Annotated in this window: 18 protein-coding genes; all 18 read right to left on the bottom strand. The window is 54.9% G+C overall.

All coding sequences use genetic code 11. The features are described from left to right. Nucleotides 1-4: 4 nt before the first annotated feature. On the bottom strand, nucleotides 5-319 hold the full coding sequence (gene rplX, locus AC4ANK_RS04585; protein ID WP_002555478.1) for a 50S ribosomal protein L24: 315 nt from the start codon (nucleotides 317-319) through the stop codon (nucleotides 5-7). A gap of 11 nt (nucleotides 320-330) precedes the next feature. Continuing rightward, the gene (rplN, locus tag AC4ANK_RS04580) at nucleotides 331-699 is read right to left on the bottom strand and encodes a 50S ribosomal protein L14 (RefSeq protein ID WP_002555479.1); all 369 of its coding nucleotides are present in this window, start codon (nucleotides 697-699) and stop codon (nucleotides 331-333) included. 23 nt (nucleotides 700-722) lie between these two features. Next, the gene (gene rpsQ / locus AC4ANK_RS04575; protein ID WP_002555480.1) at nucleotides 723-989 is read right to left on the bottom strand and encodes a 30S ribosomal protein S17; all 267 of its coding nucleotides are present in this window, start codon (nucleotides 987-989) and stop codon (nucleotides 723-725) included. A 2-nt stretch (nucleotides 990-991) separates the two neighbouring features. Then, complete coding sequence (rpmC, locus tag AC4ANK_RS04570; protein ID WP_002555481.1) at nucleotides 992-1183, bottom strand: 50S ribosomal protein L29; 192 nt, start codon at nucleotides 1181-1183, stop codon at nucleotides 992-994. After that, nucleotides 1183-1596 (bottom strand): 50S ribosomal protein L16, encoded by a 414-nt coding sequence (gene rplP / locus AC4ANK_RS04565; RefSeq protein WP_002555482.1) that lies wholly within the window; start codon nucleotides 1594-1596, stop codon nucleotides 1183-1185. The genes rpmC and rplP overlap by 1 nt, the downstream gene beginning before the upstream one ends. A 12-nt stretch (nucleotides 1597-1608) precedes the next feature. Next, nucleotides 1609-2295 carry a 30S ribosomal protein S3 gene (rpsC, locus tag AC4ANK_RS04560; RefSeq protein WP_003176422.1) on the bottom strand — a complete coding sequence of 229 codons (687 nt, stop codon included), beginning with the start codon at nucleotides 2293-2295 and terminating at the stop codon, nucleotides 1609-1611. Nucleotides 2296-2308: 13 nt separating this feature from the next. After that, the gene (rplV, locus tag AC4ANK_RS04555; protein ID WP_002555485.1) at nucleotides 2309-2641 is read right to left on the bottom strand and encodes a 50S ribosomal protein L22; all 333 of its coding nucleotides are present in this window, start codon (nucleotides 2639-2641) and stop codon (nucleotides 2309-2311) included. Nucleotides 2642-2654: 13 nt separating this feature from the next. Then, complete coding sequence (rpsS, locus tag AC4ANK_RS04550) at nucleotides 2655-2930, bottom strand: 30S ribosomal protein S19 (protein WP_002555486.1); 276 nt, start codon at nucleotides 2928-2930, stop codon at nucleotides 2655-2657. Between the two features lie 16 nt (nucleotides 2931-2946). Further along, nucleotides 2947-3771, bottom strand: coding sequence for a 50S ribosomal protein L2 (gene rplB, locus AC4ANK_RS04545; RefSeq protein ID WP_002555487.1), 825 nt, complete (start codon nucleotides 3769-3771; stop codon nucleotides 2947-2949). 14 nt (nucleotides 3772-3785) lie between these two features. Further along, nucleotides 3786-4085 (bottom strand): 50S ribosomal protein L23, encoded by a 300-nt coding sequence (gene rplW / locus AC4ANK_RS04540; RefSeq protein ID WP_002555488.1) that lies wholly within the window; start codon nucleotides 4083-4085, stop codon nucleotides 3786-3788. After that, the gene (gene rplD / locus AC4ANK_RS04535) at nucleotides 4082-4684 is read right to left on the bottom strand and encodes a 50S ribosomal protein L4 (protein WP_002555489.1); all 603 of its coding nucleotides are present in this window, start codon (nucleotides 4682-4684) and stop codon (nucleotides 4082-4084) included. The genes rplW and rplD overlap by 4 nt, the downstream gene beginning before the upstream one ends. Nucleotides 4685-4696: 12 nt before the next feature. After that, entirely contained in the window at nucleotides 4697-5332 is a 636-nt protein-coding gene (gene rplC / locus AC4ANK_RS04530) for a 50S ribosomal protein L3 (RefSeq protein ID WP_002555490.1), read from the bottom strand. Nucleotides 5333-5413: 81 nt separating this feature from the next. Then, nucleotides 5414-5725, bottom strand: a complete 312-nt coding sequence (gene rpsJ / locus AC4ANK_RS04525; protein WP_002555491.1) for a 30S ribosomal protein S10 — start codon at nucleotides 5723-5725, stop codon at nucleotides 5414-5416. 141 nt (nucleotides 5726-5866) lie between these two features. Beyond that, complete coding sequence (tuf, locus tag AC4ANK_RS04520) at nucleotides 5867-7060, bottom strand: elongation factor Tu (RefSeq protein ID WP_004658287.1); 1194 nt, start codon at nucleotides 7058-7060, stop codon at nucleotides 5867-5869. Between the two features lie 31 nt (nucleotides 7061-7091). Beyond that, on the bottom strand, nucleotides 7092-9197 hold the full coding sequence (fusA, locus tag AC4ANK_RS04515) for an elongation factor G (RefSeq protein WP_031596243.1): 2106 nt from the start codon (nucleotides 9195-9197) through the stop codon (nucleotides 7092-7094). 30 nt (nucleotides 9198-9227) lie between these two features. Beyond that, a complete protein-coding gene (rpsG, locus tag AC4ANK_RS04510; RefSeq protein WP_002555493.1) occupies nucleotides 9228-9698 on the bottom strand; it encodes a 30S ribosomal protein S7 in 471 nt (156 codons plus the stop codon). Between the two features lie 122 nt (nucleotides 9699-9820). Then, a complete protein-coding gene (rpsL, locus tag AC4ANK_RS04505) occupies nucleotides 9821-10192 on the bottom strand; it encodes a 30S ribosomal protein S12 (protein ID WP_002555494.1) in 372 nt (123 codons plus the stop codon). 198 nt (nucleotides 10193-10390) lie between these two features. Further along, nucleotides 10391-14590: a DNA-directed RNA polymerase subunit beta' gene (rpoC, locus tag AC4ANK_RS04500; protein WP_002555495.1), complete on the bottom strand. Its 4200-nt coding sequence runs from the start codon at nucleotides 14588-14590 to the stop codon at nucleotides 10391-10393. Nucleotides 14591-14625 lie beyond the last annotated feature (35 nt).

Below are 14625 nucleotides of genomic sequence, written 5' to 3'. Positions count from 1 at the left end.
GTGTTCAAGCATCAACCGCTTTTTGGGTCGACTTGAAGACACGAATTTTCTTGCCGTCTTCAACTTTGAAACCAACGCGGTCAGCCTTGTTGGTTGCGCCGTTGAAAATGGCGACGTTGGAAGCGTGCAGTGGCGCTTCTTTCTCGACGATACCGCCCTGTACGCCCGACATCGGGTTTGGCTTGGTATGACGCTTCACCAGGTTGATCCCACCAACGACCAGACGGTCGTCAGCGAGAACCTTGAGCACCTTACCGCGCTTACCTTTGTCTTTGCCGGCGATCACGATGATCTCGTCGTCACGACGAATCTTTTGCATGTCGGATCTCCTTAAAGCACTTCAGGGGCGAGCGAGACGATCTTCATGAACTTCTCAGTACGAAGTTCACGGGTCACTGGCCCAAAGATACGGGTACCGATCGGCTCTTGCTTGTTGTTCAACAGAACAGCAGCGTTGCCGTCAAAGCGGATGATGGAGCCGTCTGCACGACGAACACCGTGGCGAGTGCGGACTACAACTGCAGTCATCACCTGGCCTTTTTTCACCTTACCGCGCGGAATTGCTTCCTTGACGGTCACTTTGATGATGTCACCGATACCAGCGTAACGACGATGGGAGCCACCCAGCACCTTGATGCACATAACGCGGCGTGCGCCGCTGTTATCGGCCACATCGAGCATGGATTGAGTCTGAATCATATAATTTCTCCGACCCCTAGCCCTTAGACTTCCACAGCGCGTTCGAGGATATCAACCAACGCCCAAGACTTGGTCTTGGCTACCGGACGAGTTTCACGAATCGTGACCTTGTCGCCGATATGGCATTGGTTGGTTTCGTCGTGCGCGTGCAGCTTAGTCGAACGCTTAACGTATTTACCGTAGATCGGGTGCTTTACGCGACGCTCGATCAGAACGGTGATGGTCTTGTCCATCTTGTCGCTGACAACACGGCCAGTCAGCGTACGGACAGTTTTTTCGGCTTCAGCCATGATTACTTACCTGCCTGCTGGTTGAGCACAGTTTTCACGCGAGCGATGTCACGCTTAACTTGCGAGAGCAGATGAGACTGCCCCAACTGGCCAGTTGCTTTCTGCATACGCAGATTGAACTGGTCGCGCAGCAGGCCGAGCAGTTGCTCGTTCAACTGCTGTGCTGATTTTTCACGAAGTTCATTCGCTTTCATCACATCACCGTCCGCTTAACAAAGGAGGTGGCGAGCGGCAGCTTTGCAGCAGCCAGGGCGAAAGCCTCACGCGCCAGCTCTTCAGTAACACCCTCGATTTCATACAGGACTTTGCCTGGCTGAATCTGGGCAACCCAGTACTCCACGTTACCCTTACCTTTACCCATCCGAACTTCGAGTGGCTTTTTGGTAACAGGCTTGTCCGGGAACACACGGATCCAGATCTTGCCGCCACGTTTAACGTGACGGGTCAGAGCACGACGCGCTGACTCGATCTGACGAGCGGTGAGACGACCACGAGCAACAGACTTCAGCGCGAACTCGCCGAAGCTGACTTTGCTACCGCGCAGTGCCAGACCACGGTTGTGGCCGGTCATCTGCTTGCGGAACTTCGTACGCTTTGGTTGCAACATTTGGCGTACCCCTTACTTAGCAGCTTTTTTACGAGGCGCTGGTGCTTGTGGTTTCAGTTCTTCTTGGCGACCACCAATTACTTCGCCTTTGAAGATCCAAACCTTTACACCGATCACACCGTAAGTGGTGTGAGCTTCGTAGTTGGCATAGTCGATGTCGGCACGCAGGGTGTGCAGTGGCACACGACCTTCGCGATACCATTCAGTACGTGCGATTTCAGCACCGCCGAGACGACCGCTCACTTGGATTTTGATGCCTTTGGCACCAATGCGCATGGCGTTCTGAACAGCGCGCTTCATAGCGCGACGGAACATTACACGACGCTCCAGCTGCTGAGCTACGCTCTGCGCAACCAGCATACCGTCGAGCTCCGGCTTACGGATCTCTTCGATATTGATGTGCACAGGCACACCCATTTGCTTGGTCAGGTCCTGACGCAGTTTCTCAACATCTTCACCTTTCTTCCCGATAACGATACCTGGACGAGCGGTGTGGATGGTGATACGTGCTGTCTGAGCCGGACGATGGATATCGATACGGCTGACGGACGCGCTTTTTAATTTGTCTTGGAGGTACTCACGCACTTTCAGATCAGCGAACAAATAGTCCGCATAAGTCCGACCGTCTGCGTACCAGACGGAGGTGTGCTCCTTGACGATTCCCAGGCGAATGCCAATGGGATGTACTTTCTGACCCATCTCTTCGACTCCGTTACTTGTCAGCAACCTTGACAGTGATATGGCAAGACCGCTTGACGATGCGATCAGCACGGCCTTTAGCACGTGGCATGATGCGCTTCAGCGAACGCCCTTCGTTGACGAAAACGGTGGAGACCTTAAGGTCATCAACGTCTGCGCCTTCGTTATGCTCGGCGTTGGCTACAGCCGACTCCAGCACTTTCTTCAGGATCTCGGCGGCTTTCTTACTGCTGAAAGCCAACAGGTTGAGCGCTTCGCCCACCTTCTTCCCGCGGATCTGGTCGGCGACCAAGCGGGCTTTCTGGGCGGAGATTCGAGCGCCCGACAACTTAGCGGCTACTTCCATCGTTCCTTACCCCTTAACGCTTGGCTTTCTTGTCTGCCACGTGCCCACGATATGTGCGGGTACCGGCAAACTCGCCTAGTTTATGGCCGACCATGTCTTCGTTCACGAGAACTGGAACATGTTGACGACCGTTATGCACTGCAATGGTCAGACCGACCATTTGTGGCAGGATCATCGAACGACGCGACCAGGTTTTAACTGGTTTGCGATCGTTCTTTTCCGCCGCCACTTCGATCTTCTTCAGTAGGTGAAGATCAATAAAAGGACCTTTTTTCAGAGAACGTGGCACTGTCGTATCCCTCTATTTACTTGCGACGACGGACGATCATTTTGTCGGTACGCTTATTACCACGAGTCTTCGCGCCCTTAGTCGGGAAGCCCCACAGCGATACCGGATGACGACCACCAGAGGTACGACCTTCACCACCACCATGTGGGTGGTCAACCGGGTTCATGGCAACACCACGAACGGTTGGGCGAACGCCACGCCAGCGTTTGGCACCCGCTTTACCCAGCGAACGAAGGCTGTGCTCGGAGTTCGAGACTTCGCCCAGCGTTGCACGGCACTCAGACAGTACTTTACGCATTTCACCGGAGCGAAGACGCAGGGTTACGTACACACCTTCACGAGCGATCAGCTGTGCCGAGGCACCAGCGGAACGAGCGATCTGTGCGCCTTTACCTGGCTTCAGTTCGATGCCGTGTACGGTGCTACCAACTGGAATGTTGCGCAGTTGAAGAGCGTTGCCCGGCTTGATTGGTGCCAGAGCACCTGCAATCAGCTGGTCGCCAGCACTCACGCCTTTAGGGGCGATGATGTAGCGGCGCTCGCCGTCTGCGTAAAGCAGCAGAGCAATGTGAGCAGTACGGTTTGGATCGTATTCGATACGCTCGACGGTGGCAGCGATGCCATCCTTGTCGTTGCGACGGAAGTCGACCAGACGATAATGCTGCTTATGGCCACCACCGATATGACGGGTAGTAATACGACCATTGTTGTTACGACCACCAGACTTCGATTTTTTCTCGAGCAGCGGTGCGTGAGGAGCGCCTTTATGCAGCTCCTGGTTGACCACCTTGACCACAAAACGGCGGCCAGGGGAAGTCGGTTTGCATTTAACGATTGCCATGATGCACCCCTTCCTTACTCAGCACTGCTGCTGAAATCGAGATCTTGGCCTGGCTGAAGGGAGATAACTGCCTTCTTCCAGTCATTACGCTTGCCCAGACCGCGAGCAGTGCGCTTGCTCTTACCCAGAACGTTCAGGGTAGTAACACGCTCTACTTTCACGCTGAACAGGCTTTCGACGGCCTTCTTGATTTCCAGCTTGGTTGCGTCAGTAGCAACCTTGAAAACGAACTGACCTTTTTTGTCTGCAAGAACCGTAGCCTTTTCGGAAACGTGCGGACCAAGCAGAACTTTAAATACGCGTTCCTGGTTCATCCCAGCAGCTCCTCGAATTTCTTCACGGCCGACACGGTGATCAACACCTTGTCGTATGCGATCAGACTAACTGGATCGGAACCTTGAACATCACGTACATCAACGTGTGGCAGGTTACGAGCAGCCAGGTACAGATTCTGGTCAACAGCGTCAGACACGATCAGGACGTCAGTCAGGCCCATGCCAGTCAGCTTGTTAAGCAGATCTTTGGTTTTCGGTGCTTCAACAGCGAAGTCCTGAACCACGACCAGACGATCAGTACGAACCAGTTCAGCAAGGATGGAGCGCAAAGCAGCGCGATACATCTTCTTGTTGAGCTTCTGAGTGTGATCCTGAGGACGAGCTGCGAAAGTGGTACCGCCGCCACGCCAGATTGGGCTACGGATAGTACCGGCACGAGCACGGCCAGTACCTTTCTGACGCCAAGGGCGCTTACCGCCACCACGAACGTCGGAACGGGTCTTTTGCTGCTTGCTGCCCTGACGACCGCCAGCCATGTAGGCCACGACTGCCTGGTGAACCAGCGTCTCGTTGAATTCGCCGCCAAATGTCAGTTCGGAAACTTCGATTGCCTGAGCGTCATTTACATTTAATTGCATGTCAGCTTCCCCTTAACCGCGAGCCTTGGCTGCCGGACGTACAACCAGGTTGCCGCCAGTAGCGCCAGGAACAGCACCCTTGACCAACAACAGATTGCGTTCAGCGTCCACGCGCACTACTTCCAGGGACTGCACGGTCACGCGCTCAGCGCCCATATGACCGGACATTTTTTTGCCCTTGAATACACGACCAGGAGTCTGGCACTGGCCGATAGAGCCTGGGACGCGGTGGGAGACGGAGTTACCGTGGGTATTGTCTTGACCACGGAAATTCCAACGCTTGATCGTACCCTGGAAGCCTTTACCCTTGGACTGACCGGTTACATCAACCAGTTGACCAGCGGCGAAGATTTCAGCGTTGATCTGATCGCCAGCCTGGTAGTCGCCTTCTTCAAGACGGAATTCCATGACGGTACGACCGGCGGCAACGTTCGCCTTAGCGAAGTGGCCAGCCTGAGCGGCTGTAACACGCGAAGCACGACGCTCGCCGACAGTGACTTGCACTGCACGATAGCCATCGGTTTCTTCGGTTTTGAACTGAGTGACGCGATTCGGCTCGATCTCAATGACCGTGACCGGAATGGAGACACCTTCTTCGGTGAAAATACGGGTCATACCGCATTTACGACCGACTACACCAATAGTCATGTTGTAAACCTCATGAGTGTACGGGGCTTTCACCCGCTATGGCCGCCCATTTCAGAGCGTTACACGACTAAGACCCAAGTCTTAGCCGAGGCTGATCTGAACTTCCACACCGGCCGCAAGATCAAGCTTCATAAGCGCATCAACGGTTTTTTCCGTTGGCTGAACAATGTCCAGAACACGCTTGTGAGTACGGATCTCATACTGGTCGCGCGCGTCTTTGTTGACGTGCGGAGAAACCAGAACGGTGAACCGCTCTTTACGAGTCGGCAGTGGAATCGGACCACGCACCTGTGCACCAGTACGTTTCGCGGTTTCCACGATTTCCTGGGTTGATTGGTCGATCAGGCGATGGTCAAAAGCCTTCAACCTGATACGGATTTGCTGGTTTTGCATTGGATTCAGACTCCAGATTGCTGTTCCCACCGAGCGCAATACGCCCGTTAAAAGGAGGCGCAATTCTATAGACGACCTCACTAGGTGTCAACCCAATAAAAAAGCCCCCGCGTTGCGGGGGCTCTTTTTGGGAATCAACGCTTACGCGATGATTTTGGCCACGACGCCAGCGCCGACGGTACGACCGCCTTCACGGATTGCGAAACGCAGACCGTCTTCCATTGCGATTGGCTTGATCAGGGTAACGGAAACTTTAACGTTATCACCTGGCATAACCATTTCTACGCCTTCCGGCAGTTCGCAGCTACCAGTTACGTCGGTAGTACGGAAGTAGAACTGTGGACGGTAGCCTTTGAAGAACGGAGTGTGACGACCGCCTTCTTCTTTGCTCAGAACGTAGATTTCAGCTTCGAACTGAGTGTGCGGCTTGACGGTGCCTGGCTTGACCAGAACCTGGCCACGCTCAACGTCGTCACGCTTGGTACCACGCAGCAGAACGCCGCAGTTCTCGCCAGCACGACCTTCGTCGAGCAGTTTGCGGAACATTTCAACACCGGTGCAGGTGGTGACGGTAGTGTCACGCAGACCAACGATTTCCAGTGGATCCTGAACCTTGACGATACCGCGCTCAACACGACCAGTCACAACAGTACCGCGACCGGAGATCGAGAACACGTCTTCGATTGGCATCAGGAATGGCTTGTCGGTCAGACGAACTGGCTCTGGGATGTAGCTGTCCAGTGTTTCAACCAGTTTACGAACGGCAGTGGTGCCCATTTCGTTGTCGTCTTTGCCTTCCAGAGCCATACGAGCAGAACCGATGATGATCGGAGTGTCGTCGCCCGGGAAATCGTAAGTGCTCAGCAGATCGCGCACTTCCATCTCAACCAGTTCCAGCAGCTCAGCGTCGTCTACCAGGTCAGCCTTGTTCAGGAAGACCACGATGTACGGAACGCCTACCTGACGGGACAGCAGGATGTGCTCACGAGTTTGTGGCATCGGACCATCAGCAGCCGAACAAACCAGGATAGCGCCGTCCATCTGGGCAGCACCGGTGATCATGTTCTTCACGTAGTCAGCGTGACCTGGGCAGTCAACGTGAGCGTAGTGACGGGTCAGCGAGTTGTATTCAACGTGCGCAGTGTTGATGGTGATACCACGAGCTTTTTCTTCCGGTGCGCTGTCGATCTTGTCGAAGTCAACACGAGCCGAACCGAAAACTTCGGAGCAGACGCGAGTCAGAGCAGCGGTCAGCGTGGTTTTACCGTGGTCAACGTGACCAATGGTGCCAACGTTGACGTGCGGGAGGGAACGATCAAATTTTTCTTTAGCCACGACAAATAACTCCTAGCCTAAAGGCGCTGAATCAGCCTTGTTTTTTGGTTACAGTTTCGACGATGTGCGACGGAGCTGTATTGTATTTTTTGAATTCCATAGAGTAGCTTGCGCGACCTTGGGACATGGAGCGAACGTCGGTCGCATAACCGAACATCTCACCCAACGGAACCTCGGCACGAATTACTTTGCCGGACACCGTATCTTCCATACCCAGGATCATGCCGCGACGACGGTTAAGGTCGCCCATCACGTCACCCATATAGTCTTCAGGCGTAACAACCTCTACCGCCATGATCGGCTCAAGCAACTCACCACCGCCCTTCTGGGCCAGTTGCTTGGTCGCCATGGAAGCAGCCACCTTAAACGCCATCTCGTTCGAGTCGACGTCATGGTAGGAACCATCAAACACGGTAGCCTTCAGGCCGATCAGCGGATAGCCGGCAACAACGCCGTTCTTCATCTGCTCTTCGATACCCTTCTGGATAGCCGGGATGTATTCCTTGGGAACAACACCACCTACCACTTCGTTTACGAATTGCAGACCTTCCTGACCTTCGTCAGCAGGTGCAAAACGGATCCAGCAGTGACCGAACTGGCCACGACCGCCGGATTGACGAACGAACTTGCCTTCGATTTCACAATTCTTCGTGATGCGCTCACGATAGGAAACCTGAGGCTTGCCGATGTTGGCTTCGACGTTGAACTCACGGCGCATCCGGTCAACCAGGATGTCCAGGTGCAGCTCGCCCATGCCAGAGATGATCGTTTGACCAGTCTCTTCATCAGTCTTGACGCGGAAAGAAGGGTCTTCCTGAGCAAGTTTGCCCAGAGCGATACCCATTTTTTCCTGGTCATCCTTGGTTTTTGGCTCAACGGCAACCGAAATAACCGGCTCCGGGAAGTCCATGCGAACCAGGATGATTGGCTTGTCAGCGTTGCACAAGGTTTCACCAGTGGTGACGTCCTTCATGCCGATCAAGGCCGCGATGTCACCAGCGCGAACTTCCTTGATTTCTTCGCGGGCGTTTGCGTGCATTTGCACCATACGACCCACACGCTCTTTCTTGCCTTTCACCGAGTTGATCACGCCGTCGCCGGATGCCAACACGCCCGAGTAAACGCGGACGAAAGTCAAGGTACCCACGAATGGGTCGGTAGCGATCTTGAACGCCAAAGCCGAGAACGGCTCGTTGTCGTCTGCATGACGCTCCATCAGGACTTCTTCGTTATCAGGATCGGAACCCTTGATAGCTGGAATGTCGGTCGGAGCCGGCAGGTAGTCGATCACGGCGTCGAGAACCAGGGGAACACCCTTGTTCTTGAAGGAAGAACCGCAAACAGCAAGAACGATCTCACCAGCGATAGTACGCTGACGCAGAGCGGCCTTGATTTCCTCGTTGGTGAGCTCTTCACCTTCGAGGTATTTGTTCATCAGCTCTTCGCTGGCTTCGGCAGCAGCCTCAACCATGTTGCTGCGCCACTCGTCAGCCAGTTCCTGCAGTTCAACAGGGATAGGCTCACGACGTGGAACCATACCCTTGTCGGCATCGTTCCAGTAAACAGCTTCCATGGACATCAGATCGATCTGACCCTGGAAGTTGTCTTCGGCACCAATGGCCAACTGGATCGGCACCGGGGTGTGGCCCAGACGCTGCTTGATCTGAGCGATTACGCGCAGAAAGTTTGCACCAGCACGGTCCATCTTGTTCACGTAAACGATACGTGGAACACCGTACTTGTTGGCCTGACGCCATACGGTTTCGGACTGCGGCTCTACGCCGGAAGTGCCACAGAACACAACGACCGCGCCGTCGAGTACACGCAGGGAACGCTCAACTTCAATGGTGAAGTCAACGTGGCCCGGGGTGTCAATAACGTTGAAACGGTATTGGTCTTTGTGTTGCTTCTCGGAACCCTGCCAGAAGGCAGTAATAGCAGCAGAAGTAATGGTAATACCACGCTCCTGCTCCTGAACCATCCAGTCCGTGGTCGCGGCGCCGTCATGCACCTCGCCCATTTTGTGGCTTTTGCCGGTGTAAAAAAGGACGCGCTCGGTGGTGGTAGTTTTACCAGCATCCACGTGAGCAACGATACCAATGTTACGGTAGCGGCCAATCGGAGTAGTACGAGCCATAAAGCCCTCGCAAAATTAGTGACGCTGAAATTAGAAGCGGTAGTGCGAGAAAGCCTTGTTGGCCTCAGCCATACGGTGCACGTCTTCACGCTTCTTGACCGCAGCACCTTTACCTTCGGCGGCGTCCAGCAGTTCGCCAGCCAAACGCAGCGCCATTGACTTCTCACCGCGCTTGCGCGCGAAGTCTACCAGCCAACGCATTGCCAGAGCATTACGACGGGACGGACGAACTTCGACAGGAACCTGGTAAGTAGCACCGCCTACACGGCGCGACTTTACTTCGACCAGCGGAGCGATGGCGTCGAGAGCTTTCTCGAAGATTTCCAGGGGGTCGCTGTTCTTGCGTTCTTTAACCTTTTCCAGCGCGCCATAAACGATACGCTCGGCAACGGCTTTCTTGCCGCTTTCCATAACGTGGTTCATGAACTTGGCCAGGATCTGGCTGCCGTATTTTGGATCGTCAAGCACTTCGCGCTTGGCTGCTACGCGTCTTCTTGGCATGGATAAGCCCTCAAACGGTCTTCAGGTTAGCTCGGGACCACCATCCCGCAAGGGATGCGCCCGACCTTACTCTTATCGACTCAGAAAAATAGAAATCTGCAATTTCACACAGAAGCCAAAAACTATTTAGGCTTCTTGGTACCGTATTTCGAGCGACCCTGGTTACGGCCTTTAACGCCGGAAGTATCCAGAGAACCACGAACGGTGTGATAACGAACACCTGGCAAGTCTTTTACACGACCGCCACGGATCAGTACCACGCTGTGCTCTTGCAGGTTGTGACCTTCACCACCGATGTACGAGGAAACCTCGAAACCGTTGGTCAGGCGCACACGGCAGACTTTACGCAATGCCGAGTTAGGTTTTTTCGGCGTGGTGGTATACACACGAGTGCACACACCGCGACGTTGCGGGCAGTTCTGCAGCGCAGGCACGTCGGATTTCTCGACGATACGCTTACGCGGCTGACGTACCAGCTGGTTGATAGTTGCCATCTACTAGCTCCACTGTTGTCTTGCGACGCTATTGTCTTACAAGAAAAGCAAATGACAGGGCACAAGCCCCGCCAAATTTAGGGGTACAAGAGTCTAAAGAGGATCCCGCCCCCAGTCAAGACAAAGCCCCGACATCCTCAAGAGGCAAACAACACGAAAACGTGCTGTCTGCCAGATGAAAATGCCGAGGCTTTAGTCTCAATTACCGCTGGAGTTCAACGCTTCAGTCAGAGCGGCTTCTACTTCGCTCGCGCTGACACGGGTCGGTTTGTCCATTTCACGACGACGCTTGCGCTCGCTGTGATAAGCCAGACCGGTACCGGCCGGGATCAGACGACCCACAACCACGTTTTCCTTCAGGCCGCGCAGATAATCGCGCTTGCCAGTCACAGCCGCCTCGGTCAGCACGCGGGTTGTCTCCTGGAAGGAGGCCGCGGAGATGAACGACTCGGTGGACAGCGATGCCTTGGTGATACCCAGCAACACGCGAGTGAACTTGGAGACAAACTTGTCTTCCGTGCTCAGACGCTCGTTTTCTACCAGTACGTGAGTCAATTCCATCTGGTCGCCCTTGATGAAACTGGAATCGCCAGACTCGGCAATTTCAACCTTGCGCAACATCTGACGCAGAATCGTCTCGATGTGCTTGTCGTTGATCTTCACGCCTTGCAGGCGGTATACATCCTGAATCTCGTTGACGATGTACTTGGCCAGCGCACTCACACCCAGCAGACGCAGGATGTCGTGTGGATCGCTAGGACCGTCGGAGATAACTTCGCCGCGGTTCACTTGTTCGCCTTCGAAGACGTTCAGGTGACGCCACTTCGGAATCAGCTCTTCGTACGGATCGCTACCGTCGTTCGGGGTAATGACCAGACGGCGCTTGCCCTTGGTCTCTTTACCGAATGCGATGGTACCGCTGACTTCTGCAAGGATCGACGCCTCTTTCGGACGACGGGCTTCGAACAGGTCGGCAACACGCGGCAGACCACCGGTGATGTCACGAGTCTTCGAAGTTTCCTGCGGAATACGTGCGATAACATCACCGATCGCGATCTGCGCACCGTCAGCCACACCGACCAGGGCGTTTGCCGGCAGGAAGTACTGAGCAGGTACGTCAGTACCCGGCAACAGCAGATCCTTGCCATCCAGACCGACCATCTTCACAGCAGGACGGATGTCCTTGCCGGCAGCCGGACGGTCTTTGGCGTCAAGCACTTCAATGTTGGTCATACCGGTCAATTCGTCTGTCTGACGCTTGATCGTGATGCCTTCTTCCATGCCGACGTAGGTAACAGTACCTTTCATCTCGGTAACGATTGGGTGAGTGTGCGGATCCCACTTGGCCACGATCGAACCAGCGTCGACCTTGTCGCCTTCCTTCACCGAAATCACTGCACCGTATGGCAGCTTGTAACGCTCACGCTCGCGACCGAAGTCATCAGCGATGGCCAGTTCACCGGAGCGGGATACCGCAACCAGGTGACCGTCAACACGCTCAACGTGCTTCAGGTTGTGAAGACGGACAGTACCGCCATTCTTCACCTGAACGCTGTCGGCTGCCGAGGTCCGGCTTGCCGCACCACCAATGTGGAACGTACGCATTGTCAGCTGGGTACCCGGCTCACCGATCGACTGTGCAGCGATTACGCCGACAGCTTCACCGATGTTAACCTGGTGACCGCGAGCCAGGTCGCGACCGTAGCACTTGGCACAGATGCCGTAGCGCGTTTCACAGCTGATTGGCGAGCGAACGATCACTTCGTCGATGCTGTTCAGCTCGATGAACTCGACCCACTTCTCGTCTACCAGTGTACCAGCAGGAACGATGACGTCTTCTGTGCCCGGCTTGAACACGTCACGGGCGATAACCCGACCCAGTACGCGCTCACCCAGCGGCTCTACAACGTCACCGCCTTCAATGTGCGGAGTCATCAGCAGACCGTGCTCGGTACCGCAATCCACCTCGGTAACGACCAGATCCTGAGCAACGTCTACCAGACGGCGAGTCAGATAACCGGAGTTAGCGGTTTTCAGTGCGGTATCCGCAAGACCCTTACGAGCACCGTGAGTGGAGATGAAGTACTGAAGTACGCTCAAACCTTCACGGAAGTTCGCAGTAATCGGCGTTTCGATGATGGAGCCGTCAGGCTTGGCCATCAGACCACGCATACCAGCCAACTGACGAATCTGGGCAGCAGAACCACGCGCACCGGAGTCAGCCATCATGTACATCGAGTTGAAGGATTCCTGGTCAACTTCGACGCCATGACGATCGATGACCTTCTCTTTCGAGAGGTTCGACATCATTGCCTTGGACACTTCGTCGTTGGCCTTGGACCAGAGGTCGATCACCTTGTTGTACTTCTCGCCCTGGGTTACCAGGCCGGAGGCGTACTGACTTTCGATCTCTTTAACTTCTTCGGTGGCCGCGTCGATGATGCGAGCTTTTTCATCCGGGATAACGAAGTCGTTAACGCCGATGGAAACACCCGAAATGGTCGAGTAGGCAAAACCGGTGTACATCAACTGGTCAGCGAAGATCACGGTCTCTTTCAAACCAACCACGCGGTAGCACTGGTTGATCAGCTTGGAGATCGCCTTCTTCTTCATAGGCTGGTTGACGACGTCGTAGGACAGGCCGGCCGGAACCACCTGGAACAGCAGCGCACGGCCGACAGTGGTGTCGACGATACGGGTGTTCTTGACGCTGCCACCGTCACGGTCGTTGACCGTTTCGTGGATACGAACCTTGACCTTGGCATGCAGAGCCGCTTCGCCGGCGCGGAATACGCGGTCGACTTCCTGCAGGTCCGCAAACACACGACCTTCGCCCTTGGCGTTGATCGCTTCACGAGTCATGTAATACAGACCCAGTACAACGTCCTGCGAAGGAACGATGATTGGCTCACCGTTGGCTGGCGACAGAATGTTGTTGGTCGACATCATCAGTGCACGCGCTTCGAGCTGGGCTTCCAGCGTCAAAGGTACGTGAACGGCCATCTGGTCGCCGTCGAAGTCGGCGTTGTACGCAGCACAGACCAGCGGGTGCAGCTGAATAGCCTTACCTTCGATCAGTACTGGTTCAAACGCCTGGATGCCCAGACGGTGAAGCGTTGGCGCGCGGTTCAGAAGCACCGGGTGTTCGCGAATTACTTCAGCAAGAACGTCCCAGACCTCTGGCAGCTCGCGCTCGACCATCTTCTTGGCAGCTTTGATAGTCGTGGCCAGGCCACGCATTTCCAGCTTGCCGAAGATGAACGGCTTGAACAGCTCGAGAGCCATTTTTTTCGGCAGACCGCACTGGTGCAGACGCAGGGTCGGACCTACGGTAATTACCGAACGGCCCGAGTAGTCAACGCGCTTACCGAGCAAGTTCTGACGGAAACGACCCTGCTTACCCTTGATCATGTCAGCCAGGGACTTCAGAGGACGCTTGTTCGAACCCGTGATCGCACGACCGCGACGACCGTTGTCGAGCAGCGCATCGACCGCTTCCTGCAGCATGCGCTTTTCGTTGCGCACGATGATGTCGGGAGCAGACAGATCCAGCAGACGCTTCAGACGGTTGTTACGGTTGATCACTCGACGATACAGATCGTTGAGGTCGGACGTCGCGAAACGGCCACCGTCAAGCGGAACCAGAGGACGCAGATCTGGCGGTAGAACCGGCAGAACGGTCAGCACCATCCACTCAGGGAGGTTGCCGGAACCCTGGAAGGCTTCCATCAATTTCAGACGCTTGGACAGCTTCTTGATTTTGGTTTCGGAATTGGTTTGCGGAATTTCTTCACGCAGACGGCCAATTTCGTGCTCCAGATCAATAGCGTGCAGCAGTTCGCGGACAGCCTCGGCACCCATGCGGGCGTCGAAGTCATCACCGAACTCTTCGAGGGCTTCGAAGTATTGCTCGTCGTTCAGCAGCTGACCTTTTTCAAGGGTAGTCATGCCTGGATCGATAACGACATAGCTCTCGAAGTAGAGAACACGTTCGATATCACGCAGGGTCATGTCCATCAGCAAACCGATACGGGACGGCAGCGATTTTAGGAACCAGATGTGAGCAACCGGCGAAGCCAGCTCGATGTGAGCCATGCGCTCGCGACGAACCTTGGCCAGTGCTACTTCAACACCGCATTTTTCGCAGATGACACCACGGTGCTTCAGGCGCTTGTACTTACCGCACAGGCACTCGTAATCTTTTACCGGGCCAAAGATCTTGGCGCAGAACAGACCGTCACGCTCAGGCTTGAACGTACGGTAGTTGATGGTTTCCGGCTTTTTAACTTCACCAAACGACCAAGAGCGGATCATCTCAGGCGATGCAAGTCCGATACGGATTGCGTCGAACTCTTCGACTTGACCCTGGTTTTTCAGCAAATTCAGTAGGTCTTTCAAGGCTTTTCCTCCTGGCGGAGCAGGGAGCAGGCAAT

The sequence above is a fragment of the Pseudomonas sp. Pmew2 genome, assembly GCF_058129885.1.
The sequence above is the reverse complement of the archived record's forward strand: the minus strand, read 5'-3'. Positions and strand labels throughout refer to the sequence as shown.